Annotated in this window: 25 protein-coding genes; 4 read left to right on the top strand and 21 right to left on the bottom strand. The window is 64.9% G+C overall.

Annotated elements, in window-relative coordinates:
- Positions 1 to 266 precede the first annotated feature (266 nt).
- The 14 genes from CAG00_RS08020 to ccmA form a co-directional block, all read right to left on the bottom strand.
- Positions 267 to 605: an FKBP-type peptidyl-prolyl cis-trans isomerase gene (locus CAG00_RS08020; protein ID WP_085614511.1), complete on the bottom strand. Its 339-nt coding sequence runs from the start codon at positions 603 to 605 to the stop codon at positions 267 to 269.
- A 112-nt stretch (positions 606 to 717) separates the two neighbouring features.
- A complete protein-coding gene (locus CAG00_RS08015; protein ID WP_085614512.1) occupies positions 718 to 1,125 on the bottom strand; it encodes a GFA family protein in 408 nt (135 codons plus the stop codon).
- A 181-nt stretch (positions 1,126 to 1,306) separates the two neighbouring features.
- Positions 1,307 to 2,095 carry a PhzF family phenazine biosynthesis protein gene (locus CAG00_RS08010; protein WP_085663998.1) on the bottom strand — a complete coding sequence of 263 codons (789 nt, stop codon included), beginning with the start codon at positions 2,093 to 2,095 and terminating at the stop codon, positions 1,307 to 1,309.
- Positions 2,096 to 2,145: 50 nt separating this feature from the next.
- Positions 2,146 to 3,084: a 2-hydroxyacid dehydrogenase gene (locus CAG00_RS08005; RefSeq protein WP_085663997.1), complete on the bottom strand. Its 939-nt coding sequence runs from the start codon at positions 3,082 to 3,084 to the stop codon at positions 2,146 to 2,148.
- A 212-nt stretch (positions 3,085 to 3,296) separates the two neighbouring features.
- Positions 3,297 to 3,713, bottom strand: a complete 417-nt coding sequence (locus tag CAG00_RS08000; protein ID WP_025340051.1) for a hypothetical protein — start codon at positions 3,711 to 3,713, stop codon at positions 3,297 to 3,299.
- A 12-nt stretch (positions 3,714 to 3,725) separates the two neighbouring features.
- Positions 3,726 to 4,916, bottom strand: coding sequence for a c-type cytochrome biogenesis protein CcmI (gene ccmI, locus CAG00_RS07995; RefSeq protein WP_085588983.1), 1,191 nt, complete (start codon positions 4,914 to 4,916; stop codon positions 3,726 to 3,728).
- Complete coding sequence (locus CAG00_RS07990; RefSeq protein ID WP_025340052.1) at positions 4,909 to 5,397, bottom strand: cytochrome c-type biogenesis protein; 489 nt, start codon at positions 5,395 to 5,397, stop codon at positions 4,909 to 4,911. The genes ccmI and CAG00_RS07990 overlap by 8 nt, the downstream gene beginning before the upstream one ends.
- On the bottom strand, positions 5,394 to 5,930 hold the full coding sequence (locus tag CAG00_RS07985; RefSeq protein ID WP_085663996.1) for a DsbE family thiol:disulfide interchange protein: 537 nt from the start codon (positions 5,928 to 5,930) through the stop codon (positions 5,394 to 5,396). The genes CAG00_RS07990 and CAG00_RS07985 overlap by 4 nt, the downstream gene beginning before the upstream one ends.
- Positions 5,927 to 7,900, bottom strand: a complete 1,974-nt coding sequence (locus CAG00_RS07980; protein WP_015271186.1) for a heme lyase CcmF/NrfE family subunit — start codon at positions 7,898 to 7,900, stop codon at positions 5,927 to 5,929. Before CAG00_RS07980 ends, CAG00_RS07985 begins: the two co-directional genes overlap by 4 nt.
- A gap of 11 nt (positions 7,901 to 7,911) precedes the next feature.
- Positions 7,912 to 8,367 carry a cytochrome c maturation protein CcmE gene (gene ccmE, locus CAG00_RS07975; RefSeq protein ID WP_019096399.1) on the bottom strand — a complete coding sequence of 152 codons (456 nt, stop codon included), beginning with the start codon at positions 8,365 to 8,367 and terminating at the stop codon, positions 7,912 to 7,914.
- Positions 8,364 to 8,540, bottom strand: coding sequence for a heme exporter protein CcmD (gene ccmD, locus CAG00_RS07970; protein WP_013973562.1), 177 nt, complete (start codon positions 8,538 to 8,540; stop codon positions 8,364 to 8,366). Before ccmD ends, ccmE begins: the two co-directional genes overlap by 4 nt.
- Positions 8,537 to 9,304: a heme ABC transporter permease gene (locus CAG00_RS07965; RefSeq protein WP_012273476.1), complete on the bottom strand. Its 768-nt coding sequence runs from the start codon at positions 9,302 to 9,304 to the stop codon at positions 8,537 to 8,539. Before CAG00_RS07965 ends, ccmD begins: the two co-directional genes overlap by 4 nt.
- Positions 9,305 to 9,350: 46 nt before the next feature.
- Positions 9,351 to 10,028 carry a heme exporter protein CcmB gene (gene ccmB, locus CAG00_RS07960; protein ID WP_013973563.1) on the bottom strand — a complete coding sequence of 226 codons (678 nt, stop codon included), beginning with the start codon at positions 10,026 to 10,028 and terminating at the stop codon, positions 9,351 to 9,353.
- A complete protein-coding gene (ccmA, locus tag CAG00_RS07955; protein ID WP_085663995.1) occupies positions 10,016 to 10,648 on the bottom strand; it encodes a cytochrome c biogenesis heme-transporting ATPase CcmA in 633 nt (210 codons plus the stop codon). Before ccmA ends, ccmB begins: the two co-directional genes overlap by 13 nt.
- 266 nt (positions 10,649 to 10,914) lie before the next feature.
- On the opposite strand from ccmA, the gene CAG00_RS07950 reads away from it, so the two are divergent.
- From CAG00_RS07950 to CAG00_RS07935, 4 genes are all read left to right on the top strand, one after another.
- Positions 10,915 to 12,471 (top strand): flagellar hook-length control protein FliK, encoded by a 1,557-nt coding sequence (locus CAG00_RS07950; protein ID WP_085663994.1) that lies wholly within the window; start codon positions 10,915 to 10,917, stop codon positions 12,469 to 12,471.
- Positions 12,468 to 12,812 carry an EscU/YscU/HrcU family type III secretion system export apparatus switch protein gene (locus tag CAG00_RS07945; RefSeq protein ID WP_085663993.1) on the top strand — a complete coding sequence of 115 codons (345 nt, stop codon included), beginning with the start codon at positions 12,468 to 12,470 and terminating at the stop codon, positions 12,810 to 12,812. The genes CAG00_RS07950 and CAG00_RS07945 overlap by 4 nt, the downstream gene beginning before the upstream one ends.
- A 131-nt stretch (positions 12,813 to 12,943) precedes the next feature.
- A complete protein-coding gene (locus tag CAG00_RS07940) occupies positions 12,944 to 15,697 on the top strand; it encodes a dermonecrotic toxin domain-containing protein (RefSeq protein WP_085663992.1) in 2,754 nt (917 codons plus the stop codon).
- Positions 15,694 to 18,558 carry a dermonecrotic toxin domain-containing protein gene (locus CAG00_RS07935; RefSeq protein WP_085663991.1) on the top strand — a complete coding sequence of 955 codons (2,865 nt, stop codon included), beginning with the start codon at positions 15,694 to 15,696 and terminating at the stop codon, positions 18,556 to 18,558. The genes CAG00_RS07940 and CAG00_RS07935 overlap by 4 nt, the downstream gene beginning before the upstream one ends.
- A gap of 56 nt (positions 18,559 to 18,614) precedes the next feature.
- Here the strand turns inward: CAG00_RS07935 and CAG00_RS07930 are convergent, their stop codons facing one another.
- The 7 genes from CAG00_RS07930 to CAG00_RS07900 form a co-directional block, all read right to left on the bottom strand.
- A complete protein-coding gene (locus CAG00_RS07930; protein ID WP_025340064.1) occupies positions 18,615 to 19,010 on the bottom strand; it encodes a DUF2802 domain-containing protein in 396 nt (131 codons plus the stop codon).
- 1 nt (position 19,011) lies between these two features.
- Entirely contained in the window at positions 19,012 to 19,491 is a 480-nt protein-coding gene (locus tag CAG00_RS07925; protein WP_003254393.1) for a chemotaxis protein CheW, read from the bottom strand.
- A gap of 41 nt (positions 19,492 to 19,532) precedes the next feature.
- The gene (locus CAG00_RS07920) at positions 19,533 to 20,426 is read right to left on the bottom strand and encodes a CheW domain-containing protein (protein ID WP_025340065.1); all 894 of its coding nucleotides are present in this window, start codon (positions 20,424 to 20,426) and stop codon (positions 19,533 to 19,535) included.
- A complete protein-coding gene (locus CAG00_RS07915; RefSeq protein ID WP_025340066.1) occupies positions 20,426 to 21,214 on the bottom strand; it encodes a ParA family protein in 789 nt (262 codons plus the stop codon). The genes CAG00_RS07920 and CAG00_RS07915 overlap by 1 nt, the downstream gene beginning before the upstream one ends.
- Positions 21,215 to 21,434: 220 nt before the next feature.
- Positions 21,435 to 22,292, bottom strand: coding sequence for a flagellar motor protein MotD (gene motD / locus CAG00_RS07910; protein ID WP_075045915.1), 858 nt, complete (start codon positions 22,290 to 22,292; stop codon positions 21,435 to 21,437).
- Positions 22,293 to 22,295: 3 nt separating this feature from the next.
- Entirely contained in the window at positions 22,296 to 23,036 is a 741-nt protein-coding gene (locus CAG00_RS07905; RefSeq protein ID WP_085614522.1) for a flagellar motor protein, read from the bottom strand.
- Positions 23,036 to 24,169: a chemotaxis response regulator protein-glutamate methylesterase gene (locus CAG00_RS07900; RefSeq protein ID WP_075045916.1), complete on the bottom strand. Its 1,134-nt coding sequence runs from the start codon at positions 24,167 to 24,169 to the stop codon at positions 23,036 to 23,038. Before CAG00_RS07900 ends, CAG00_RS07905 begins: the two co-directional genes overlap by 1 nt.
- Between the last annotated feature and the right edge of the window lie 35 nt (positions 24,170 to 24,204).

The raw sequence follows: 24,204 nt of genomic DNA, 5'->3' as shown, positions 1-24,204 counted from the left end.
CGGGAATACGCAGCCGCGAATGCTGCCTTCAGTTCCGAACGGGTTTTTCGGGAGTTGGTAACCACACTCGCGAGTTCGCGTGGTAACGAGATTTCCATTCGCGCGCCAGATGCCACCAACAGCGCGTTCGCTTCGCGTACCACCCGTGAGGAAAAATGCGATTTCATGGATAGGCTACCCTCTTCACTCAATGAGTCTGCAAGGTTAGCCGTACCCGGGAGGCTCCTCAATCAGACACTGGCCGACAGCGCGTGTAGTCCTTTTCCTCAATCATCCCGCGTCAGCACTTCCAGCAATTCGATCTCGAAGGTCAAATCCGAATTCGGCGGAATCGCCCCCACGCTGCGTTCGCCATAGCCCAGGTGCGCCGGTACCAGCAGCTTGCGCTTGCCGCCAACGCGCATGCCCATCAGGCCTTGATCCCACCCCTTGATTACCCGACCCGTGCCGATCACGCACTGGAACGGCTTGCCGCGCGACCAGGACGAATCGAACTCGCTGCCGTCGGCCAGCCAGCCGGTGTACTGGGTGGTGATCAGGGCGCCTTTGACGGCGGCTTTGCCATCCCCCTCCACAAGGTCGATGATCTGCAGTTCTTGGTTCACGGGGCATACTCCAACGCTGGAAACAAAGCCGCCCTTTTCTCAGGAATGCACCGGTTTGGCAAGTTCGCGTGGCGTTTCGTGCTGGCGCATCGATCACAGCACGCCGCCTGAATCAGCCGAGCTGCTCGAAGGCTTCCTGGCCAGTCAGTTCCTTGGTCTGGTTGGCGAAGCAATACCAGGCGGGTTTCTGTTCGACGAAGATTTGCAAGTCGAAATGCCATTCCTGGTCGCCGTCGAGCAGGCCGACCGGCACGGCGTGGAAGTCATTGGCCTTGAGCCGGTAGTACAGGTGCGTGCCGCACTGGCCGCAGAAGCCGCGCTGGGCCCAATCGGAAGACTCATAGACGCTGGGCGCGCGCCCTTCGATCACCGGTGGCTGGCTGCAATGCACCACCAGCAATGGGCCGCCGGTCCATTTGCGGCACATGCTGCAGTGGCAGGCGCTGATATGGTTGTTGTCGACGGTGACCTTGAGCCGGGTGGCGCCGCACAGGCAGGTGCCTTGTTTTTCCAGGGCCATGGCTGGCTCCTTGAGCAAGGGATGGGCAGACCAGTATAGGTGCTCGGTTCCTGTAGGAGCGGCCTTGTGTCGCGATGGGCTGCAAAGCAGCCCCGGGTCTATGCAGTGTTACCGACATCGAGGGGCCGCGTTGCGGCCCATCGCGACACAAGGCCGCTCCTACAGGGCATCGCGTAAGCTTCTAGATGAAAATGGTACCGCGCAGGTACAACGCAGCCCGCCCGCTGATGATCACCCGGCCATTACCCGGCACTTCGCACTGCAGCTGCCCTTTGCGCACCCCACCCTGCTCGCAGCTCAGCACGTTCCTACCCAGCCGCTCTGCCCATATCGGCGCCAGCGAGGTGTGCGCCGAGCCAGTCACCGGGTCTTCGTTCACGCCGACCCGTGGGCCGAACCAGCGGGTGACGAAATCAAAGCCACGGCCTGCTGCGGTAACGGCGATACCGCGCACATCGAAAGCCGACAGCGCTACGAAATCCGGCTTCAGGGTGTCGAGCAACAGGGCGTCATCGATCACCACCACATAGTCGTCACTGCGGTACAGCGCCTGTGCCTGGCCAAGGCCCAGCGCCTGCAACAGGCCCGGCAGCATGTCCACGGCGACCGGCTGCTTGGCCGGGAAGTCCATGGCCAGCAGCCCGTCGGCGTTACGGCTGACCCGCAGCTCGCCACTGCGGGTGTTGAAACGCAGCACCTGCACCTGCTCGCCCAGCTGTTCGAACAGCACATAGGCCGAGGCCAGGGTGGCATGGCCGCACAGGTCGACTTCCACGGTCGGGGTGAACCAGCGCAGGTCGAAGGTTTCGCCGTTGCGCACGAAGTAGGCGGTTTCCGACAGGTTGTTCTCTTCGGCGATGCGCTGCAGCACATCGTCCGGCAGCCAGCTTTGCAGCGGGATCACTGCCGCCGGGTTGCCCCCGAACGGTTCGGCGGAAAACGCATCGACCTGGAAGATTTCAAGTTGCATGCACACACTCCTTGTTGCCCGATCGCTGCCAGGCAGATGTATGAAAAGGGTTACTGGCGTACCGGGGTCAACACGGCTTCGCCGGCAAAGAACGCCTGCAGGTTGCGCAGCACCAGGGTCACCGTGTCGCGCGCCGCCTCCGGCGACTGGCCGGCCACGTGGGGGGTGAGCACGGTGTTGCCAAGGGCCTTGAGGGCATCGGGTACAGCCGGCTCGTCGTCGAACACATCCAGTGCCGCACCAGCCAGTTGGCCATGCTGCAGCGCGGCGACCAGGGCCTGGGTGTCGACCACGCTGGCACGGGCGATGTTCACCAGGTAGCCCTCGGGCCCCAGGGCCTCGAGCACCTGTGCATCGACCAGATGGCGAGTGTCGGCACCGCCGGGGGTTGCCACCACCAGGATGTCGACGGCATCGGCCAGGTGCAGCGGGCTGTCGTACCAGGTGTAGGGCACATCTTGGCGCGGCGTGCGGCTGTGGTAGCTGACGGGCATGGCAAAGCCCAGATCGGCGCGCCTGGCGATGGCCAGGCCCACCGCACCAAGGCCGAGAATGCCCAGGCGCTTGCCACTCACCGAGGGGCTGATCACCCGGTTCCATTCGCCCCGGCGGGTACTGGCATCGGCGCGGGGAATGTCGCGCAACAGCGCCAGCAGCAGGGCAAGGGTGTGGTCGGCGACCGCCTCGGCATTGGCCCCGGCGCCGTTGGTAACCGTGATGCCGCGCGCAGCGGCGGCGGCCAGGTCGACCTGCTCGTAGCCGGCACCGATCACGCAGATGATCTGCAGTTTGGACAGCGTGTCGATTTCGCTGGCAGTCAGGCCCAGCGGGCCGCGGGTGAGCACGGCATCGATTTCATGGGCATGGCGCTGGATGGCCTCGGCCCGCAGTTGCGGCGAAGGGGCACGGATCAAACGGTAGCCGGCCTGCTCCAGCATGGGCAGGTAATCATCGACGGTTTCCACCAGCACCAGGACTGTCTTGTGCATGCCACCTCCTTATTCTTGAAGGGGGATTATGCGGAATCACAGCACAGTACAGTCAATCGGTAATTGCGGAAAAACTGTACTGTATTGGTTGCCTGTCCCGGCCCCTTCGCGGGTAAACCCGCTCCCACAGGGATATCACAGCACTTGAGATTTGTGACGTACCTGTGGGAGCGGGTTTACCCGCGAAGGGGCCGGGACAGGCAACCAACCCACTACTGGGCGAACGCACGCCCCAGACCACCCGGCACACCGCTGCTGTCAGTCTCCTGCCACGGCCCATCCGGGCTCAGCGACCAGCTCCAGCCGTTGTCGAAGCGGTAGTAGGTCCGCTGGCGGTAGAAGGTATTGGGTTTCTTCTCCAGCACATACACACCCAGCTTCGGGTCCCAATGGCTCGCCCCGCCAGGTGGCGGCGCGAAGCTGGCCGAGGTGCGTGGCATCGGCTTGGGCGTGGCCGCAGGCTTGCTCGGCGCGGGGGCCGGTTGCCTGTCCGGCAAGGGCTTGACCGCCGGCCCCGGCGGCGGCAGGCGCTCGATCGGTGGTTCGGGCTGCTCGTACGGCTCATGCACCGTACACGCAGACAAACCCAGGGCCAGGGTGATCAGGGTCAGGCGGACGATGCTGTGCATGGCATTGCTCTCTTACGGGTCGGGGCTGTCGATGGTCAGGTGCTGGATGGCCTGGGTGGCGCTGGGCAGTGGCGTGCCCTGGCCAATCCACTCGCCATGGGTTGGCTGGCCAGCGCGTGATACACGTGCAACGAGTTGGACTTCGGCAAAGTCCGACAGTTTCATCTGCGGCATCATGGCGTCAGCATCGGACAACTCCACCTCGATCGGCAACTGCGCCACGGTCACCCGCTTGGCTGCCAGCGGCATCGGTGGGCCATTGCTGGCGCGGGCGAAGATGAACACCGTGTCGTCCGGCTTGACCTTGTCCTTCAACGCCGCCGCCAGCTCCACGCGCACCTTCAAGCGAGCCGCCACGGGCGCCGCAGCCTGCCCCGGCGAACCACCCAGGCGCTCGGCGGCGCGGTCGATACCGCCCTGCAGCGCTGCACGCGAGGCATCACCTTCCGGCAGCTGCGCCAGCAGGCGCTTCCAGTAATCGATGGCTTCCTGGTAACGCTCGCCCTCGAAGGCAGCGATACCACGCAGGCCCAGGCTGGTCACTTCGTTGGGGTCGGCTTTCAGCGCCTCGTCAGTCAGCGCCTGCAGCTGCGGGCTCCATTTCTTGTCGGCGGCGAAGTACAGCGCCTGCGCCCACTGCCCGAGCAATTCGGGCTGGCGACCGGCCAGGGCCACCGCGCGCTCGAAGGTACGCGCGGCATCGGCAGGGCGCTGCTCGGCCATGTAGGCTCGGCCCAGGAAGTACACGGCCTCGGCCGAATCCGGCTGGGCCTGCACCACCCGTTCCAGGCGGGCAGTCATTTCTTCCATCGACTTGGGCGCTTCGGCAAACTCCTGGGTCAGTTCCACCTTGTCGGCCGCGCCGAAATGCAGGTACAGCCCCAATGCCAGCAGCGGTACCAGCAGCGCCGCCAGCAACGGCAGGGCCTTGCCCAGATGCCCCTGGCGCGGGGCCTCGGCACCTTCGGTATCCGCCAGCAGCTCACGGGCGGCCTCGTCACGGCCCTTGGCCATCTGCGCCTCGTCGAGCACGCCAGCGGCCTGCTGGGCAGCCAGTTCGGCGACGCGCTCCTGGTACAGGGCCACGTTCAGGGCGGTGCGGTCTTCTTCCTGCTGGCGGCCACGGCCACGCAGGATCGGGATCAGCAGGAAGCTGAGGGCAGCGAGCAGCAGCAGGCCCGCGCTAAGCCAGAATTCAATCATGGGTCTGTTCTTTTTCCAGCAATTTGGCGAGACGCTCGCGTTCTTCGGCGGACAACTCATTGGCGCCCTGCACGGCCGCACCGCGGCGCCGGCGCACGATCAGCGCCAGTACCACGAAACCACCGGCCAGCAAAATCCCCGGGCCGAACCACAACAGCCAGGTACGCCCGCTGAGCGCCGGCTTGTAGCGCACGAAGTCGCCATAGCGGTCGACCATGAAGTCGACGATCTGCTGGTTGCTCTTGCCCTCGCCGAGCATGCGGAAGATTTCCCGACGCAGGTCGGCGGCAATCGGCGCGTTGGAGTCGGCGATGTCCTGGTTCTGGCACTTGGGGCAGCGCAGCTCCTTGGTCAGCTGCTGGTAGCGCTCACGCTCGGCATCGTCGCGGAACTGGTAGGTGTCGATGGCCGCCTTGGCCACGCCTGCCAGGCTCAACCCCATGAAGAGCCCCAGCACGGCAGCTGCCAGCCCCCGCTTCATTGCTTGGCCTCGTCGACCAGGCCCTGGTACAGCGGCGCCAGCTGCTCACGCCAGACCGTGGCATCGACCACGCCCACGTGCTTGTAGCGGATGATGCCCTTGGCATCGATCAGGAAGGTTTCCGGCGCGCCGTACACGCCCAAGTCCAGGCCCAGGCTGCCCTGCTCGTCACGAATGTCCAGCTGGTACGGGTTGTGGAACTCGGCCAGCCACTTCAGGGCCGCAGCATTGTCGTCCTTGTAGTTGACGCCGTGGATCACCACGCCCTGCTGGGCCAGCTGGTTCAGGTACGGGTGCTCGACCTTGCACGACGGGCACCAGGTGGCCCACACGTTGACCAGTGCCGGGCGGCCACGCAAGTCGGCCTCGGTCAGGGTACGGTCGCCCTGGGTCGAGGCCAGGGAAAACGCCGGGAACGGCTTGCCGATCATTGCCGAGGGCAGCTCGTCGGGCTTGAGGAACAGCCCTTTGTAGAGGAACACCGCCACCAGCAGGAATACCGCCAGGGGGACTACCATGATCCAACGCTTCATGCAGCTGCTCCAGACACGCCCAGGGCATCACGCACCCGGGTCTTGACCTTGACGCGATAGCGCCGGTCGAGGGCCGCCAGCAACCCGCCCAGGCCGGTCAGCAGACCGCCCAGCCAGATCCAGCGGACGTAAGGCTTGATATGCACGCGTACCGCCCAGGCACCGTTCTCCAGCGGCTCGCCAAGGGCGACGTACAGGTCGCGGGTAAAGCCGGCGTCGATGCCGGCTTCGGTCATCATCGACTGCTGCACGGTGTACAGGCGTTTCTCCGGGTGCAGGGTGGTCACTTCACGGCCATCGCGGCTGACCACCACGGTGCCCTTGTCGGAAATGAAATTCGGCCCTTCGAAGTGCCGGGCACCCTGGAACAGGAAGTGGTAACCGCCCAGTTCCACGCTCTCGCCCGGCGCCATGCGCAGGTCGCGTTCGGCGCTGTTATTGCTCGACAGCACCACGCCCAGCGCGCACACCGCCAGACCCAGGTGCGCCAGCTGCATGCCCCAGTAGCTGCGACCCAGCCCGGGCAGGCCCTTGAGCAGGCCTTTGTGGCGGGTCTTGTCGAGAATGTCGCGCAGCCCGCCAAGCACCACCCAGGCGGCCAGGGCGAAGGCGGTCAGGGTCGGCCAGTCGAAGTCGTCGACGATAAAGCCCGCCACCGGCGCGAGGATGGCGCTGCCGAGCAGCACCGGGGTCATCATGCTGGCCAGCCATTTGCCGGGGGTGTCTTTCCAGCGCACCACCACGCCCACGCCCAGCACCACCATCAGCAGTGCCATCAGCGGCAGGAACAAGGCGTCGAAATACGGTGGGCCAACCGACAGCTTGGCCCCGGTCAGCGCATCGAGCACCAGCGGGTACAGGGTACCGAGCAGAATCATCGAGGCCGCCACTACCAGCACCAGGTTGTTGGCCAGCAGCAGCGTCTCGCGCGACCACAGGGCAAAGCCGACCTGGCTCTTGACCACCGGTGCGCGCAGGGCGAACAGGGTGAGCGACCCACCGACCACGAACAGCAGGAAGATCAGGATGAAAATGCCCCGCGACGGGTCGGCGGCAAACGCGTGCACCGAGGTCAGCACACCGGAGCGCACCAGGAAGGTACCCAGCAGGCTCAGCGAGAACGCGGCAATCGCCAGCAGCACGGTCCAGCTCTTGAATACCCCGCGCTTCTCGGTCACCGCCAGCGAGTGGATCAGCGCCGTACCTACCAGCCAGGGCATGAACGAGGCGTTTTCCACCGGGTCCCAGAACCACCAGCCACCCCAGCCCAGCTCATAGTAGGCCCACCACGAGCCCAGGGTAATGCCAACCCCGAGGAAGGCCCAGGCAACGATGGTCCAAGGCCGTGACCAGCGCGCCCAGGCGGCGTCCAGGCGGCCACCGAGCAAGGCGGCGATGGCGAAGGCGAAGGCCACCGAGAACCCGACGTAGCCCATGTACAGCATCGGCGGGTGGACGATCAGGCCAAAGTCCTGCAACAGCGGGTTGAGGTCGCGGCCATCGGTCGGCACCTGCGGCAGCAGGCGCTGGAACGGGTTGGAGGTGATGATCAGGAAGCTCAGGAAGCCCACGCTGATCATGCCCATTACCGCCAGCACGCGGGCCAGCATCACCTGCGGCAACTGCCGCGAGAACACCGATACGGCGAAGGTCCAGCCGCCGAGGATCAGCGCCCACAGCAGCAGCGAACCTTCGTGAGCGCCCCACACGGCACTGAACTTGTAGTACCAGGGCAAGGCGCTGTTGGAGTTGCTGGCCACATAGGCGACCGAGAAGTTGTCGGTCATGAAGGCATGGGTCAGGCAGGCGAAGGCAAAGGCCAGGAAGGCGAACTGCCCCCAGGCCGCCGGCCGCGCCAGGCTCATCCACAGGCTGTCGCCACGCCAGGCGCCGAGCAGCGGCACGCTGGCCTGCACGGCGGCAAAGCAGATGGCCAGGATCATCGCCAGCTGGCCGAGTTCGGGGATCACCAGCGCCGCGTTCATGGCTTGGCCTCCCCGCCGGTGGCGGCCTGGCCGCTTTCCTTCAGGGCCTTGGTAACCTCGGGCGGCATGTATTTCTCGTCGTGCTTGGCCAGTACTTCATCGGCCACCACCACGCCATCGGCGTTGAGCTTGCCGAGGGCGACGATGCCCTGCCCTTCGCGGAACAGGTCGGGGAGGATGCCACGGTAGGTGATCGGCACCGACTTATTGAAGTCGGTGACCACGAAGCGCACGTCCAGCGAATCGGACGAGCGCTGTACCGAACCTTTCTCGACCATGCCGCCGGCGCGGATGCGGGTGTCCAGCGGCGCTTCGCCGTTGGCGATCTGGGTCGGTGTGTAGAACAGGTTGATGTTCTGCTGCAATGCGCTCAAGGCAAAGCCGACGGCAACCCCGACGCCGACCAGCAGGCCGACGATGAGCAACAGGCGTTTCTTGCGCTGCGGATTCACTGGTTGTTCTCCCGGCGCAAACGGCGCGCCTCATCTTGCAGGTAGCGACGGCGGGCCAGCACGGGCGCGGCGACATTCAGCGCCAGCACTGCCAGGCAGATGCCATAGGCCGTCCACACGTACAGGCCATGGTGGCCCATGGCGAGAAAGTCACCGAAGGTGGCGAAACTCATTGTGCGGCCCTCCGCCCCAGGCTGTTCAATACTTCATCCTTGACCCAACTGGCGCGCGCCTCGCGCTTGAGCACCTCAAGGCGCATGCGCAGCAACAGCACCGCGCCAAAGAAGCAGTAGAAGCCCAGCGCCGTGCACAGCAGCGGCAACCACATTTCTGCGGGCATCGCCGGCTTTTCGGTGAGGGTGAAGGTGGCGCCCTGGTGCAGGGTGTTCCACCACTCCACCGAGTACTTGATGATCGGGATGTTCACCACGCCGACAATCGCCAGTACCGCACAGGCCTTGGCTGCACTGTCACGATTACTGATTGCCTGGCCCAGCGCAATAATGCCGAAGTACAGGAACAACAGGATGAGCATGGACGTCAGCCGGGCATCCCAGACCCACCAGCTTCCCCAGGTGGGCTTGCCCCAGATGGCCCCGGTGACCAGTGCCACGGCGGTCATCCAGGCACCGATGGGGGCGGCGCATTGCAAGGCGACGTCGGCCAGTTTCATCTTCCACACCAGCCCCACCACCCCGGCCACTGCCAGCAGCACGTAGCAGGACTGCGCCAGCATCGCCGCCGGCACGTGGATGTAGATGATGCGGAAGCTGTTGCCTTGCTGGTAGTCCTGGGGGGCGAAGGCCAGGCCCCAGGTGATGCCGACCAGCAGCAGGAGCACGGCAGCGCCGGCAAGCCACGGCAGCATGCGGCCGCTGATGGCATAGAACCATTTGGGGGAGCCCAGCTTGTGGAACCACGTCCAGCTTATTTTCATCAGGGTACATCCAGGGTATTGGCCGGGCTTGAAAGCCCGGGACTCGTTATTCGCCGACGCTGATCTTCAGGCCGGCCGCTATCGCAAAGGGTGCCAGGGTCACGGCGAGGGCCGTCAGGCTGGCGAGCCAGAGCAAGTGGCCGGTTGCCGGCATATTCTGCAACGCCGCTTGCAACGCACCACTGCCCAGGATCAATACAGGGATATACAACGGCAGAATCAGCAATGCCAGCAGCAAACCGCCGCGTTTCAGACCGACTGTCAGCGCCGCGCCCACCGCGCCCAGCAGGCTCAGCACCGGCGTGCCCAGCAGCAGGGAACCGAGCAGCACCGGCAGGCAATGGCTCGGCAGCCCCAGCATCAGTGCCAGCAGCGGCGCCAACAATACCAGCGCCAGCCCGGAAAAGATCCAATGCGCCAGCACCTTGGCCAGCACCAGCAGCGCCAACGGGTGCGGCGACAGCACCCACTGTTCCAGCGAGCCGTCCTCGAAATCGCTGCGGAACAGGCCGTCCAGCGACAACAGCACCGCCAGCAGTGCCGCCACCCAGACCAGGCCTGGCGACAAGGTTTGCAACAATTGGCTTTCCGGGCCGACTGCCAGCGGGAACAGCGCAACCACGATGGCGAAGAATACCAATGGGTTGGCCAGCTCGGCCGGGCGGCGGAACAGCAAGCGCGCTTCGCGGCGCAACAACAGGATGAATACGCTCATGCCGCCCATTGCCCCAGGTTAAGTTCACGGTAACCGGAGGGCTTGCGTTCCAGCGTGTGGTGGGTGGTCAGCACTACCGTGCCGCCCTGCTCACAGTGGGCCGCCAGGTGCGCCTCGAGCTGCGCCACGCCCTGCTTGTCGAGTGCGGTGAAGGGTTCGTCGAGGATCCACAGCGGCGGGCTGGCCAGGTACAGCCGGGCCAGGGCCACGCGGCGCTGCTGGCCGGCAGACAGGGTGTGGCAGGGCACGTCTTCGAAACCACGCAGGCCGACGGCCGCCAGTGCCGCCCAGATCGCCTCGCGGCTGGCCGGCTGGTGCAGGGCGCACAACCAGGTGAGGTTCTCCTCGGCGGTGAGCAGGTCCTTGATGCCGGCGGCATGGCCGATCCACAACAGGATGCTGGCCAGGGCGTGGCGCTGCTCGGCCAGTGACTTGCCGCCCAGCAGGATCTGCCCGGCCGTCGGCTGCATCAGGCCGGCCAGCAGGCGCAGCAAGCTGGTCTTGCCGCTGCCGTTGGGGCCGCTGATCTGCAGCATGTCGCCGGGCCGCAGCTCGAAAGCGAGGTGCTCGAACAGCAGGCGCCAGTCGCGCTCGCAGGCCAGGCCCGCGGCTTGGAGGTGAAGGGTCACGGTTTCGCCTTATCTTTGTAGGGCTCCGGATCGGTGTCGCCTGCTTCGCGGGCACGCCCGCTCCCACAAGGTTTCACGCAAGGCTTGAAAGCTGCGCAAGACCCTGTGGGAGCGGGCATGCCCGCGAAGCAGGCGACACGGCCCTGAAGCCCTGTATCTCAAGTCGCCCCCCTCGCTGCCGTTATACTGGCAACGACGGACGGTCGGCATTATTACACGCGCCGCCGCGCTGCCAAGAGGGCGGGCTCGACAGGTTGTATACAATCATGACTGAAATCAATAGTCTCGGCGCACAAACCGCGATCAGCCCCCAGGCCATCAAGGCCGGCATGACCGGCGAACTGCTGCGCCTGACGCAACCGCAGCCCGGCTTGATGGCCCCCGGCGAGACCGCGCAAGCCGAGGTCATGTCTTTGCGCCAGGTGGGCCAGGACTTCCAGCTGGTGCTGCGGTTGATGCTGGCCAACGGCACCCAGACCCAGCTGCAAGCCAGCGCCAGCCAGCCCCTGCCCCAGGGTAGCCAGGTCACGGTCAGCCAGACCGAAAGCAACCGCCTGGCGATCATGCTGCAGCAGGCCAGCGCCAGCCAGGTCGCCACCCTCACCCAGCTGGACACCAGCAAGGTGCCGGTCGGCACCCTGCTGCAGGGCAAGGTCCTGACCAACCAGGCGCTGGCCCAGGCGCCCGGCCAGCCCGCCGTCTACCGGGCGCTGGTCAGCCTGCTGAACAGTGCCCAGGCCGGCGCAACCCTGAGCGTGGACAGCCCGCGACCGCTGGCCGTCGGCAGCCTGCTCAGCGCGCTGGTGCAGGGCGACCAGTCGCTGCGTTTCGTACCGCTCAGCGGCCGCCAGGACCAGCTCAGCATTGCCCAGCAGCTGCTGACCCAGCAGAACCGCCAGGCTTCGCTGCCCGGCCTGCTCAATGCCCTGCAACAGGTGGCCCGCGACCCGGGCGCCGATGGCGAACTGCGAGCCAGCGCCGAACGCCTGCTGGCGGGCCTGCCGGAAGCCCGGCAACTGGGTGATGCCAAGGCAGTGGCCCAAGCCCTGAACAACAGCGGTACCTTTCTCGAAGCCAAACTGCTGAGCGGCCTCCCGGCCAGCGTCGCCACCGACCTCAAGGCGCACTTGCTGCGGCTGATCACCGTCGCGCCGGCCAGCATACCCGGGGCGCCCAACCTGGCGCCCGCCAGCCTGGCCGTAACCATGCCGGCCCTGGCCCGCAGCGCGCTGGGCATGCTCGAACGGGTCAGCCCCAAGCCGCAGCCGGGCGCATTCCCGCTGCCGTCGCGCCTGCTCAAGGCCATGGAAGACGAAGGCGACCTGCAACAACTGCTGCGCCTGGCCGCCGCTGCCGTATCGCGCCTGCAAAGCCACGCCATGAGCAGCCTGCAACAAACCGGTACCCTGGAAAACGGCAACCTGCAGACCACCTGGCAAACCGAAGTGCCGATCCGTCACGGCCAGGAGTTCATCCCGTTGCAGGTCAAGCTGCAGCGCGAAGAAACGCCACAGCAGCAGGCCGACCGCCAGCAGGAGTCAGCCGACCCGCTGCAAGCGCTGTGGCGTATAGAGCTGGCTTTCGACCTCTCGCCCCTTGGCCCGGTGCAGGTCCAGGCACAACTGAGCCAAGGCCGCCTGGGTGGCCAGCTATGGGCGGAACGCGAGGCGACAGCCCGGCTGATCGACAGCCAGCTCGGCAGCTTGCGCGAACGCCTGTTGGCGCGGGGCCTGGATGTGGGTGATCTGGAATGCCATCCTGGTATCCCGCCACAAGGCCCGCGTACGCGGGTAGAACAACGTTGGGTGGATGAGAACGCATGACGCACCAACCTGCACGGCAGGCGATTGCCCTGTTCTACGACGAGCAGCAAGCCCCTACCCTCACCGCCAAGGGCGACGATGCGCTGGCCGAGGCCATCCTGGCATTGGCCCGCGAGCACGAAGTGCCGATCTACGAAAATGCCGAGCTGGTGCGTCTGCTGGCGCGCCTGGAGCTGGGGGACCAGATACCGGAGGCGCTGTACCTGACCATTGCCGAAATCATCGCCTTTGCCTGGCACCTGCGGGGCAAAGTGCCTGCGGGCTTCGATGACGAACCTGCCGCCCCAGGGACAACCCCACCGCTGCTAGGAAGGCTGCTGCCCGGAGGCGAAGGCACCTGACACCAGCCCTTGCCCTTGCGAGGGTCACGGGGTGATGAGAACGGCCAGGCCCCGCACCGACATATCTACCACCGCTTTTCCGTGCCCCTGCTCCAACCTTGCCGGCTTCATCTCAGCGCAAGGTACCCCCCATGCATTCGACTCGCATCAACGTGATGGGCACGCATTACGTTATAGACCACCTCGGCCATGTGCCTCGCCCCGATCGTGAAGCCAACCGCGCCATCCGCCAATGGCTCGCGCAGCAAGGCCATGACCTGGACCCAGACCAGCTCGACGTCGTTACCCTCCACTACTGCCCGGACGGTGCAGGTGGCCATCTGGCCGCGATCAGCCAGCGCACCAGCCTGCCCCAGGCACTGCTGGGCAACTGGCAGGGCGAGTCGGCCAGTGACGTGTTCGGCAAGCTGCTGCAAGCACCCTGGGCCGGTGCATTACCCGCAGGTCCGCTACGGTTGGTGGAAACCCTCCCGGCACCCGGCTTCAATCACTACGGGGCCCCCTTCGAGGTATTCAACGGCCTGTTCCGGCGCACTGCCCCGCAACGCTACGACGCTTCCACCCATCTGCCGGTAAGCGCCGAAGCCTTCCAGCAGTTCATCAGCAACCTGGACTTCCAGCAGCCTTTCAAGGCGGCGCTGGATGTGTACTGGCGTGACCATCTGCACAGTCACAGGCTGGCGCTGAAGCTCAACTTCATCGCAGCCTGCAACAGACAGGTCAGCGAGGGCAGCCTCAGCGAGCCTGCACGGCAACTGGTCTGGCAAGCGGCCGGGCTGATGCCGCGGCGTAACAGGCTGCGACGCAGCACGTTGAGCATCTACGGCTATGCCGCAACCGACCTGCTGTACCTGAACGACCCCGCCACCGACCTGACAGTGCTGTATGTTCCTGGCAACAGCTCACCGTTGCTGACGTTCAGCAGCGAACGAGAATTGAAGGCCTGGGTCGGCGAACAATGCAAAGACCCGACCAAACGCCAGGCCCTGAAACAGCACTTTCGCCTGGCCGATTGCCCGCAAGGCCTCGACTTCAGCGGCCTGGACACTGCCATGGAGGGGCTGGGCGCCTACCCTGAACGTCACCTGCTGCCGCCCGAACACGGCTATTTCAACGACGACGGCACCTGGCCGCCGCAGACCTATGTCAATTATCGACCTACCAAGTACAACCCAAGAATCAAGGGCGACCTGTTCCAGGCATTGGCCGAGCGCCAGCGTCAGCGCAGCTACGACGATGCCGCGTTTCTGATCACGGCTGACAGCGAAGTCATCAAGGCCAGGTGGCGTGGCTACCTGGCCACTACGCTCAACCTGCTGGCGCCACTGTGCCTGGTGGTACCCGGCCTGGGGCCGCTGCTGGCCATCGGTGGCATCGCCCAGCTTGGCCTGGGGCTCGACCAGGCAATCAACGGCAAGTCCCTGCAGCAGCAGCAGGAAGGCATCGGCAACATCACCTGGGGCCTGTTCAATGCCTTGCCCCTGGCGGTGGGCGCTGCCGCAAGGGGCAAGGCACTGTTCGAATTCAAGGTCGAGGGTTTCGCGCCGCCGACGCGGCTGAATGAACAGATCGGCTACCCCCTGAGCCCGCTCTCGCCACCGCGCTTCCCCGAGCCCGAGGGCGCACGCTACTTCCATATCACCGACCCGATAGAGCCACTGGAGGACGCTGACCAGGCAGTTGCCGACGCCGTCATTCGTACGCCCCAGTACGATGGTGAGCCAGACACCCTGGCAGCGAACATCGATGGCTACAACGCCAGGGTGATCTACGACATGGAGCGGGACGTATTCATTCGGGCCGAAGACCTGAACCAGGTCGACCCTGTCGGCTTCGTGGCGGTACCCGGCAGCCGGAACCTGCGCCCCGCGCCACAAGGGCGCGTGGTGACCCATGCGATGCGCAGTCGTACCTTGCGGGCGCTGGGCGTGGACCTGCCATTGCCGCTACAGGTGCCGGCCAGAGCGCCGGGCAGTTGGCCAATACCCAGACACATCTCCTGCCTGTGGGTCGGTGACCAGATCATCGGCCCGGAGCTGCTGGCCAACCTGGGCCAGAACGCAGCGCGGTTGCAAGGCAGCGAATACAGCATACGGTTGTTCCTTTCCAGCACTGCCCGGCAGGCCTACGCCGAAAACCTGGACCTCCTGGCCGCTCACGCCCCGGGCTTGCAGGTGCTACCGCTGGAAGAGCAGGCCTTCTTCAGGGCTTTCCGCCAAAGCAGGTACTACACGCAGTACGACGCGGCCCTGGATGGCAACGGCGGTGTTGCCCGCAACTATGCATCGGCATGCGATGTGCTGCGCTACCCGATGTTGCACCACGAAGGTGGCTTGTACATGGATGTCGATGACACCTTGCTCGCGCCAGGCGAATACTCATTGATCATCGACGGGCAACCGGTAGGCCCCGCCGGTGAACCCATCGATCAGGTCGACTTGAGCACGGACGCCAATGGGCTGCTGCTGGTACCGCCCATGTCCAATGAAAAGATGAGCATGAACAGCCTCTACAACTCCAGCCTTATCGGCAGCCACCCCGGCAACCCCACCCTGGAGGCCATTTCCGAAGAGATGTACGCACGTTACCAGCTCAATCGCGACTTCTACGACAGCAAGCCCAGCCTGGCTGAAGACCCGGGGAACTTCTATGAGTATGCCAGCCGCCTGAGCTACCTCACCGGCCCTGCCCTGCTCAGCGACGTGGTCGACAGGCAGCTGCCGAGCCTGCGTATCCTGCGCCAGCTTACCAACCTCTATGGGATGCCGCGTATCAATGCCTACCGGTTCGTCGATCTGCCACGCATGCGCGATTCGGTGCGTACGCTCCTGCCCCTGAACCGCTTCGCCACTGTCGGTGGCAACCATTCCTGGAGCCGAACATGACCCAACGCCAACCTGTGGTCGGCGCAGCCGGCCAAGACTACGTCAAGGCAATGCTGGGTTCGGTGCCTCGCCCTGACCGCAGTGCCAGTGCAGCCATCCGCGAATGGGCCAGCCAGCAGCGGTTGGACGTGGAACCCGACAACACGCTTGCAGTGACCTTGCATTGCAAATTCGTTCCCAAGCGGGGCTGGCTGGCCAAGGTCGTCCAACAAATGAGCCTGACCGAAGCGCTGCTTGGCAACTGGCAGCAAAGCGGCTACTCCAAGGTTGCCGAGCAAACCGCGCAGTTGCTGCTAAGAGGCGGGACGGCCACCGTCGACCTGCTAGGTGTACTGCCGGAGCTGTCACTGCCACATGGTCGAGCACCCTGGGCCCAGGCCTTCAGCCATGGTCAGGTGACGATCGTCGATGAATTGCCAGGAAGCGGCCTGGACCACGACATCGATGTGCACACCGAATTCCACGGCCTTTTTCGCCGAACCGCACCCATGCGCTACGACGCCAGCACTTATGTCCAGTTCGACGCCACGACTTTCCAGTCCTTCATCTGGCAACTCGACTTCCAGGGCGTATTCAAACGCCAGCTCGATGACTTCTGGGCTCATGCCGCCAGCCAGTACAGCGTCAGCGCGTGCATCGCATTCCTCGCTGCCTGCAACCGGCAAGCATTGCGGGGCAACCTCAGTGAACAGGGCCGCAGCCTGGCGTGGCGGGCGGCAGGCGTGGAACGCTGGCACCACGGCGCCAACCTCAGTGCCAACGGGGTAGACGCCAGGCTGCTGAACATCAATGGCTACCCATCAAGCGACATCCTCTGCCTGAGCGATACGCGCAGCCGCCTGACCTTGCTGTACATACCGGGCAATGCGGCGCCGTTGCATGAGTTTGCCAACCCGGGCGCCATGCGTACGTGGCTTGCCAGGCAGTGCCGCGACGCCGACAAACGGGCGGCCCTGCTTGCCCACTTCAGGGCCTGCGATATTCCGGACAGGATCGGCCGGTCGGGGTTGCGTCGGGTACTTCAGGGCATGGCCGATTTCCCGCCCCGCCAGATCATCCTGCCTGCAACCAGCGTGTATCGCCTGGCCAGGGTATGGAACCCGCATACCCTGATCAACTACAAGGCAGACACCTCCAGCCCGCGCATCGAATACAACCTGTTCAAGGCATTGACGGTGGCACAACGTCAACGCAGCCAATCCGACGCCGACTTCCTGATCACGCGCGACAGTGAAGTGACCAAGGCCGCATGGCGCAGCTATTTCTACCTGACCATGAACCTGGCCACACCGTTTCTGCTGGTGGTTCCCGGACTGCTACCCCTGGCTGCCGTGGCCGGGGTGGCCCAATTTACAGTGGGCCTGGACCAGGCGCTGCACGGCAAGGACTTGAACCAACAGCTCGAAGGCGCGGAGCAGGCCGTGTTCGGCCTGCTGAACGCAGCCCCGGGGCTGGCGCGTGGAGTCAAGGCGAGCAAGGCGCTGTTCGGCCAACGCCCCATTGGCTTCATCAAACCGGTGAGGCTCAATGGCCGCATAGGCTACCCGCTGAGCCCGGTCTCGCCGCCACGCTGGCCCGGGCCTGCGATGACACCCTATTTCCAGGACCTGGCAGTAGCGGGCGACCAGGTAGCCGCCAGCTGGTCCGGCGCCGATTCGCACATTGCCCGCTGCGTAACGCGGCGCAGGGCATTCGGCACGGGTGACGAACTGATCGGCGATGTGGGCAATGGCCCGCACCCGCTCTACTACGACGCCCAACAGGACAGCTTCGTGCTCAAGTACCCCAACGGCACACGCGGCGCCCAGCACTATGTGGCCAGCGCCGATCCGCTGCAGCCCTCGATCAGCCGGCTGCTGCCCGATACGGACCCGTTGCGGGAAATCAGCCCGGCATCGCGCTCGCGGACGCTGCGGGCACTGGGTATCGATCTGCAGCTGCCCGTCGACCTCGATGCTCTGGGGACTGCACCAGGCATACCCGTCCCCAGGCAGGTATTTCACATCTGGCTGGGTGACAGGACGATCGCCGGTGATTACCTGGCTGCGCTCGACAACAACGTACAGGCACTGCGCAACAGCGATTTCACGCTCAAGCTCTACCTCTCCAACGCAAACCCTCAGGCATTCGAACGCAACATGATCCTGCTGCAGCCCCGCATCGCCGAGCGGCTGAAGGTGGCTGTGCTGGAGCACCAGACCTTCTATCGCCAGTTCGAGGCAAGTGAATACTTCGGCCAGTACCAGGCTGCGCTGGAAGGGAATGGCGGTGTGGCGAGCAACTTCTCCTCGGCCTCCGACATCTTGCGCTACCGCGTCCTGCACAGCGAAGGGGGCATCTACCTGGATATCGACGACCATCTGCTGGTCGAGCCGGACGCAACCGGGCAGCTGCGGGCAAAGATCGACAGCGTACCGCTCACCACGCCCCTCGACGGGCTGCTGTTGAGGAGCCCGGTGTGCAATGCGCAATTGGGCATGTATACCAGCTACAACACCAGCATGATTGGCAGCCGTGCTGGCAATCCGGTGCTGAACGCCATTTCCGACGAGATCCTGGGCCGTTACCTCACCCCGGAGGGCCAGGCGTTCTACGAGGCTCCCAAACCGCCGCGGCAGCATGCGGCGGCATTCCAGGCCTATACCGAAAGGCTCAACACGCTGACCGGGCCCGCGGTGCTCAACCATGTGATCGACCAACGTCTACCTGAGCTGTACACCTTCAGGCAGGTGGCGGACCTGGCAAACATGCACACCCTGAACTACGACGCGCTGCTGGATGAAGCGGCACAACGGCGTGCAGAGCTGCGGCTGCTACCACTGGAAGAGGTCGCAATGGCGGGGAACGCACAGGGCTACTGACTGCCGGGCGAGCTTGCGCGGCCACTGTATCAGGGGCCGCGCAATGCTCATGGCAATCAGTTGCTGCGATGCAGCTTGCTCATCAGCTCCGCCTCGGCCTGGGTCAGGCCGCAGCTTTCGGTCAGCTCGGCCACGCTGGCGCCCATGCCCACCAGCTTGGCCGCCTGGGTGAAGGTGACGTTGTGCGGGTCGCGCTGCTCCAGCTGCTGGATCTTGTCTGGCAGCGGGGCAACCGCCACGCGCAGATCGTGCAGCGCCTCGCCCATGCGCACGGTACCGTTCTGGTAGTCGTCCAGGCGCTTGGCGAGGTCCTTGATGCGCTGGTCACGCAGGGCATCACCCTCGGCCTGTTGCGCGGCCAGCTCGCGCTGGCGCTTGCTGTAGTTGAGGAAGAACCACAGGCTCAGCGCCCAGACCAGCGCCAGGAAGATGACAGCAACCTGTAGGATCAACTCAGATGTTCTCCAGCTCGGACCACTCTTCCTCGGTCATCATCTTGTCCAGCTCGACCAGGATCAGCAGTTCGCCATTCTTGTTGCACACGCCCTGGATGAACTTGGCCGATTCTTCGTTACCCACGTTCGGCGCGGTCTCGATCTCGGACTGGCGCAGGTACACCACCTCGGCCACGCTGTCGACCAGGATACCGACCACTTGCTTGTCGGCCTCGATGATGACGATACGGGTGTTGTCGGTGACTTCGGTCGGCATCAGGCCAAAGCGCTGGCGGGTGTCGATCACGGTCACCACGTTGCCGCGCAGGTTGATGATGCCCAGCACGTAGCTTGGCGCACCCGGCACCGGGGCGATCTCGGTGTAGCGCAACACTTCCTGCACCTGCATCACGTTGATGCCGTAGGACTCATTGTCCAGACGGAAGGTAACCCACTGCAGGATCGGATCTTCGGAACCTTGTGCAGACGACTTTTTCATTCCCCTACCCTCAAAATCCGCCATCGGCGGTGTATTCGGTGTCATTTCTGTTTGGCGTGCATCTGCTTGACCGCACCGCTGGCGATCAGCTCGGCCAGTGCGGCGACGTCGAGCAGTGCACACATGTGTTCAATCACCGTGCCGGCCAGCCACGGGCGCTGGCCACGCTGGCTGCGCCACTTGATCTCGGACGGGTCCAGGCGCAGCGAGCGGCTGACCTGGTGCACGGCCAGCCCCCATTCGTAGCCCTGCACGGAAATCACGTATTGCAGGCCCTGGCGAAAATCATCGCGGTAGCGGTCGGGCATCACCCAACGCGCGGTATCCAGCACCTTCAGGTTGCCGGCCTGGCAGGTCAGGATGCCGAGGAACCAGTCGGGCTGGCCGAACAGCGGTGTCAGTTCCTGGCCAGCCAGGGTGTAGATCGAACCCAGGCACACCAGCGGCACCGCCAGGGTCAGGCCGGCCACGTCGAACAGCAGGCATTCGAACGGCTCGGCGGCCCAGGCCGGGCGACCATCGACCGTGGCCGGGGGCACGGGCACCTGCGGCGCCGGCAGGTGCACATCCACCAGCGGCACTGCCGGTTCCACGGTTTGCTCTTCGACCAGCACCGGGATGCTGGCTTCGGCCACCACTTCGCGCTCGACCACCGTCACCACCGGTGCTTCCACCGGCATCACGCGGGGCAGCACCGCCAGCCTGGGCTCGGCGAACGGCCGTGGTGCGGGGCTGACGGTCGCTTCGGCTGACGCCGGCCTGGCTTGCTGCAAGGCATCACGCGCCTGCTCTTCGCGCACCGCTTCGGCGAACTCGTCCGCCGCCGCTGGCGCCTCGAACAGGTCTTCGGCTTCGGTGGCCTCCTGCAACAGGCCGTCGAGGTATGACTGCAGGGCCATCTGTGGCCGGGTATTGGTTTGCCGGGTCTGGGTCATCAGGCCACCTGCGCTGCAGTCTTGTAGGTCAGCAGGTGCTTGAGCAGCGCCCGATAGGCAATCAGCCCGCGGCTCTTGCTGTCGAATTGCGAGGGCGTGACGCCCTTGCGGCTGGCATCGCGCAGGCGCGTATCCACCGGGATGTAGCCCTGCCATACATGCTGGTCGTAGGTGTCACGCAGCAGCTTGAGCGTGGCCAGCGAGGCCTGGGTGCGGCGGTCGAACAAGGTCGGCACGATCTGGTACGGCAGCGCTTGCTTGCGCGAGCGGTTGACCATGGCCAGGGTACCGACCATGCGCTCCAGGCCCTTGACCGCGAGGAACTCGGTTTGCACCGGGATCACCAGCTGCTGGCTGGCTGCCAGGGCATTGACCATCAGCACACCGAGCAAGGGTGGGCTGTCGATCAGGGCAAAGTCGAAATCCTGCCACAGCTGCGCCAGACTCTTGGCGATCACCAGGCCCAGGCCGTTCTGCCCCGGTGACTGGCGCTCCAGCACCGCCAGCGCGGTACTCGACGGCAACAGCGAGATGCGTTCGTCACTGGTGGGCAGCAGCAGTTGCCCGGGCAGGCCCTCGGGCACCGCGCCCTTGTGCAGGAACAGGTCGTAGCAGCTGTGCTCCAGGGCATCGGGGTTGTGCCCGAAATAGCTGGTCATCGAGCCGTGCGGGTCGAGGTCGACAACGACCACGCGCTTGCCGGCCTCGGCCAGCAGGCCGGCCAGGGCGATGGTAGTGGTGGTCTTGCCGACGCCACCTTTTTGATTGGCTACTGCCCAGACTCTCATCAAGCAAACTCTATCTATTGATTTGGCAGGGACACTGCTGGGGCAACTGTCTTGCAACATCGGAAAGCTGGCGCGATCCCTGTGGGAGCGGGCGCGCCCGCGAACACCGGCGCAGCCGGTGCCATTCACCGCATCGCCTGATTCGCGGGCTCGCCCGCTCCCACAGGGGACAGTACTGCATTCAAATTTGTGTTCGTGGCAACGTCGGGGAATTGACGGATCACTGCCCCGCCACCGTTGCTGGCGTAGCCGGTGCACTTTGTGTGCCAGCCCGGCGCAATGCGGCATCCGGCGTGGCATTGGCACTGCCCGAGCCCGTCAGGCTGCGGCGCACTTCGAGGTTGCGCGAAATCACCAGCACCACGCGGCGGTTGCGCGCACGGCCTTCGGCAGTGTCGTTGCTGGCCACCGGCTGGTACTCGCCATAGCCGACCGAGGCCATGCGTGCCGGGTTTACCCCTTCCATGGCCAGCAGGCGCACGATGCTCGCCGCCCGCGCCGATGACAGCTCCCAGTTGGTCGGGTACTGCGCGGTACGGATCGGCAGGTTGTCGGTAAAGCCTTCGACGTGCACCGGGTTGGCGAACGGCTTGAGAATGCCGGCCACCTTCTCGATGATGGCAAATGCCTTGTCGCTGGGCATGGCATCGCCACTGCCGAACAGCAACGAGGAATTGAGCTCGATCTCGATCCACAGCTCATTGCCGCGCACCGTCATCTGGTCGCTATTGATCAGGTCGCCAAAGGCATCCCGCACATCATCGCTGATGGTTTTCAGCGGGTCGACACTGGTCGCCCCAAGGCCTGCATCGGTCTGCTCGCTGTCCTTCACCAACGGCTCGGCCGGGCGCACGCTCAGCGGCCGCTCTTCACCGATGGGGATCGGCTTCATGCTGCGCTCGGGGTCGTTGAACACCCCGAGCAAGGCCTGGGAAATGACCTTGTACTTGCCCTCGTTGATCGAGGAAATCGAGTACATCACCACGAAAAAGGCGAACAGCAAGGTGATGAAATCGGCGTACGACACCAGCCAGCGTTCGTGGTTTTCGTGTTCCTCGGTATGACGACGGCGACGCATGAGTTACTCCATGAAGCCTTGCAGCTTCAGCTCGATCGAGCGCGGGTTCTCACCCTCGGCAATCGACAGCAGGCCCTCGAGCAGCATCTCGCGGTAGCGCGACTGGCGCATGACGATGGCCTTGAGCTTGTTGGCGATCGGCAGCAGCACCAGGTTGGCGCTGGCCACGCCGTAGATGGTCGCGACGAAGGCCACGGCAATGCCGTTGCCCAGCTGCGACGGGTCGGCCAGGTTGCCCATCACGTGGATCAGGCCCATCACCGCACCGATGATGCCGATGGTCGGCGCGTAGCCACCCATGCTTTCGAACACCTTGGCGGCCTGGATATCACGGCTTTCCTGGGTCAGGAAATCGACTTCGAGGATGCTGCGGATGGCCTCCGGCTCTGCGCCATCCACCAGCAGTTGCAGGCCCTTGCGCGCATACGGGTCAGGCTCGCTGTCGGCCACCCCTTCCAGGCCCAGCAGGCCTTCCTTGCGCGCGGTCAGGCTCCAGTTGACGACGCGGTCGATCCCGCCCGCCAGGTCGACCCGTGGCGGAAACAGGATCCAGCGCAGAATCTGCAAGGCACGCTTGAACGACGACAGCGGCGATTGCAGCAAGGCAGCCGCCAGCGTGCCGCCCAGCACGATCAGTGCCGCCGGGCCATTGATCAGGGCGCCGACATGACCGCCTTCGAGGAAGTTGCCACCGACGATGGCGACAAAGGCGAGGATCAGGCCGATCAGGCTGAGCACGTCCATCAGACGCACGCCTCCACCAGGTGCTTGCCGATTTCGTCCAGGCTGTACACCGCGTCGGCCAGGTTGGCCTTGACGATGGCCATGGGCATGCCATAGATCACGCAGCTGGCTTCATCCTGGGCCCACACCGTACTGCCGCCCTGCTTGAGCAGGCGCGCACCTTCACGGCCATCGGCGCCCATGCCGGTAAGCACCACCGACAGCACCTTGTCGCCATACGACTTGGCCGCCGAGCCGAAGGTGATGTCCACGCACGGCTTGTAGTTCAGGCGCTCGTCACCGGGCAGGATCTTCACCGTGCCACGGCCGTCGATCATCATCTGCTTGCCACCCGGGGCCAGCAGGGCCAGGCCCGGGCGCAGCATGTCGCCGTCCTCGGCTTCCTTGACGCTGATGCGGCACAGCTTGTCCAGGCGCTCGGCAAAGGCCTTGGTGAACGCCGCCGGCATGTGCTGGATCAGCACGATCGGCGCCGGGAAGTTGGCTGGCAACTGGGTCAGCACCCGCTGCAGGGCGACCGGGCCGCCCGTGGAGGTGCCGATGGCCACCAGCTTGTAAGGCTTGCGCTTGGGTGCCGGCGAGTGTGCTGGCGCCGCAGCCGGGGCCGCCGCACGGGCAGGCGCAGGCGTGCGCGCCGCTGCCGGGCTGGCGAAACTGCTGGTGGGTGCGTGGCTGCTGCCTGCCGGCGCAGGTGCGGCAACCGGCGCATGGCTGGCGTAGCTGCCAAAACGGCGGTTGCTGCGGGAAATGGTATGCACCTTCTCGCACAGCAGTTGCTTGACCTTGTCTGGGTTGCGCGAGATGTCCTCGAAGTTCTTCGGCAGGTAATCCACCGCACCGGCATCCAGCGCATCGAGGGTGACACGGGCGCCTTCATGGGTAAGCGACGAGAACATCAACACCGGCGTCGGGCAGCGCTGCATGATGTGCCGCACCGCGGTGATGCCGTCCATCATGGGCATTTCGTAGTCCATGGTGATGACATCGGGCTTCAGCGCCAGCGCCTGGTCGATTGCTTCCTTGCCATTGGTCGCGGTACCCACTACCTGGATCGTCGGATCCGCCGAGAGGATTTCCGAGACGCGGCGGCGGAAGAAACCGGAATCATCCACCACCAGGACCTTGACTGCCATAAACACTCCATTAGGCGGCGCAACCCGCCAGGGTG

Source organism: Pseudomonas sp. B5(2017), assembly GCF_002112825.1.
Classification (GTDB): domain Bacteria; phylum Pseudomonadota; class Gammaproteobacteria; order Pseudomonadales; family Pseudomonadaceae; genus Aquipseudomonas; species Aquipseudomonas putida_Z.
Note: the sequence above shows the minus strand (reverse complement) of the source record. Positions and strands in the feature narration are given on the sequence as shown.

Coding starts and splice junctions, on each gene's coding strand:
- ccmD (WP_013973562.1), bottom strand. CDS start 8,540: ATGAGTTTCGCCACCTTCGGTGACTTTCTCGCCATGGGCCACCATGGC.
- ccmI (WP_085588983.1), bottom strand. CDS start 4,916: ATGATTGAATTCTGGCTTAGCGCGGGCCTGCTGCTGCTCGCTGCCCTC.
- CAG00_RS07920 (WP_025340065.1), bottom strand. CDS start 20,426: ATGACCCAGACCCGGCAAACCAATACCCGGCCACAGATGGCCCTGCAG.
- CAG00_RS08000 (WP_025340051.1), bottom strand. CDS start 3,713: ATGCACAGCATCGTCCGCCTGACCCTGATCACCCTGGCCCTGGGTTTG.
- CAG00_RS07935 (WP_085663991.1), top strand. CDS start 15,694: ATGACCCAACGCCAACCTGTGGTCGGCGCAGCCGGCCAAGACTACGTC.
- CAG00_RS07940 (WP_085663992.1), top strand. CDS start 12,944: ATGCATTCGACTCGCATCAACGTGATGGGCACGCATTACGTTATAGAC.
- CAG00_RS08015 (WP_085614512.1), bottom strand. CDS start 1,125: ATGGCCCTGGAAAAACAAGGCACCTGCCTGTGCGGCGCCACCCGGCTC.
- ccmB (WP_013973563.1), bottom strand. CDS start 10,028: ATGGGCGGCATGAGCGTATTCATCCTGTTGTTGCGCCGCGAAGCGCGC.
- CAG00_RS07985 (WP_085663996.1), bottom strand. CDS start 5,930: ATGAAGCGTTGGATCATGGTAGTCCCCCTGGCGGTATTCCTGCTGGTG.
- CAG00_RS07945 (WP_085663993.1), top strand. CDS start 12,468: ATGACGCACCAACCTGCACGGCAGGCGATTGCCCTGTTCTACGACGAG.
- CAG00_RS08010 (WP_085663998.1), bottom strand. CDS start 2,095: ATGCAACTTGAAATCTTCCAGGTCGATGCGTTTTCCGCCGAACCGTTC.
- CAG00_RS07900 (WP_075045916.1), bottom strand. CDS start 24,169: ATGGCAGTCAAGGTCCTGGTGGTGGATGATTCCGGTTTCTTCCGCCGC.
- CAG00_RS07905 (WP_085614522.1), bottom strand. CDS start 23,036: ATGGACGTGCTCAGCCTGATCGGCCTGATCCTCGCCTTTGTCGCCATC.
- CAG00_RS07950 (WP_085663994.1), top strand. CDS start 10,915: ATGACTGAAATCAATAGTCTCGGCGCACAAACCGCGATCAGCCCCCAG.
- CAG00_RS08005 (WP_085663997.1), bottom strand. CDS start 3,084: ATGCACAAGACAGTCCTGGTGCTGGTGGAAACCGTCGATGATTACCTG.
- motD (WP_075045915.1), bottom strand. CDS start 22,292: ATGCGTCGCCGTCGTCATACCGAGGAACACGAAAACCACGAACGCTGG.
- CAG00_RS07965 (WP_012273476.1), bottom strand. CDS start 9,304: ATGAAAATAAGCTGGACGTGGTTCCACAAGCTGGGCTCCCCCAAATGG.
- CAG00_RS07915 (WP_025340066.1), bottom strand. CDS start 21,214: ATGAGAGTCTGGGCAGTAGCCAATCAAAAAGGTGGCGTCGGCAAGACC.
- CAG00_RS07925 (WP_003254393.1), bottom strand. CDS start 19,491: ATGAAAAAGTCGTCTGCACAAGGTTCCGAAGATCCGATCCTGCAGTGG.
- CAG00_RS07990 (WP_025340052.1), bottom strand. CDS start 5,397: ATGAAGCGGGGGCTGGCAGCTGCCGTGCTGGGGCTCTTCATGGGGTTG.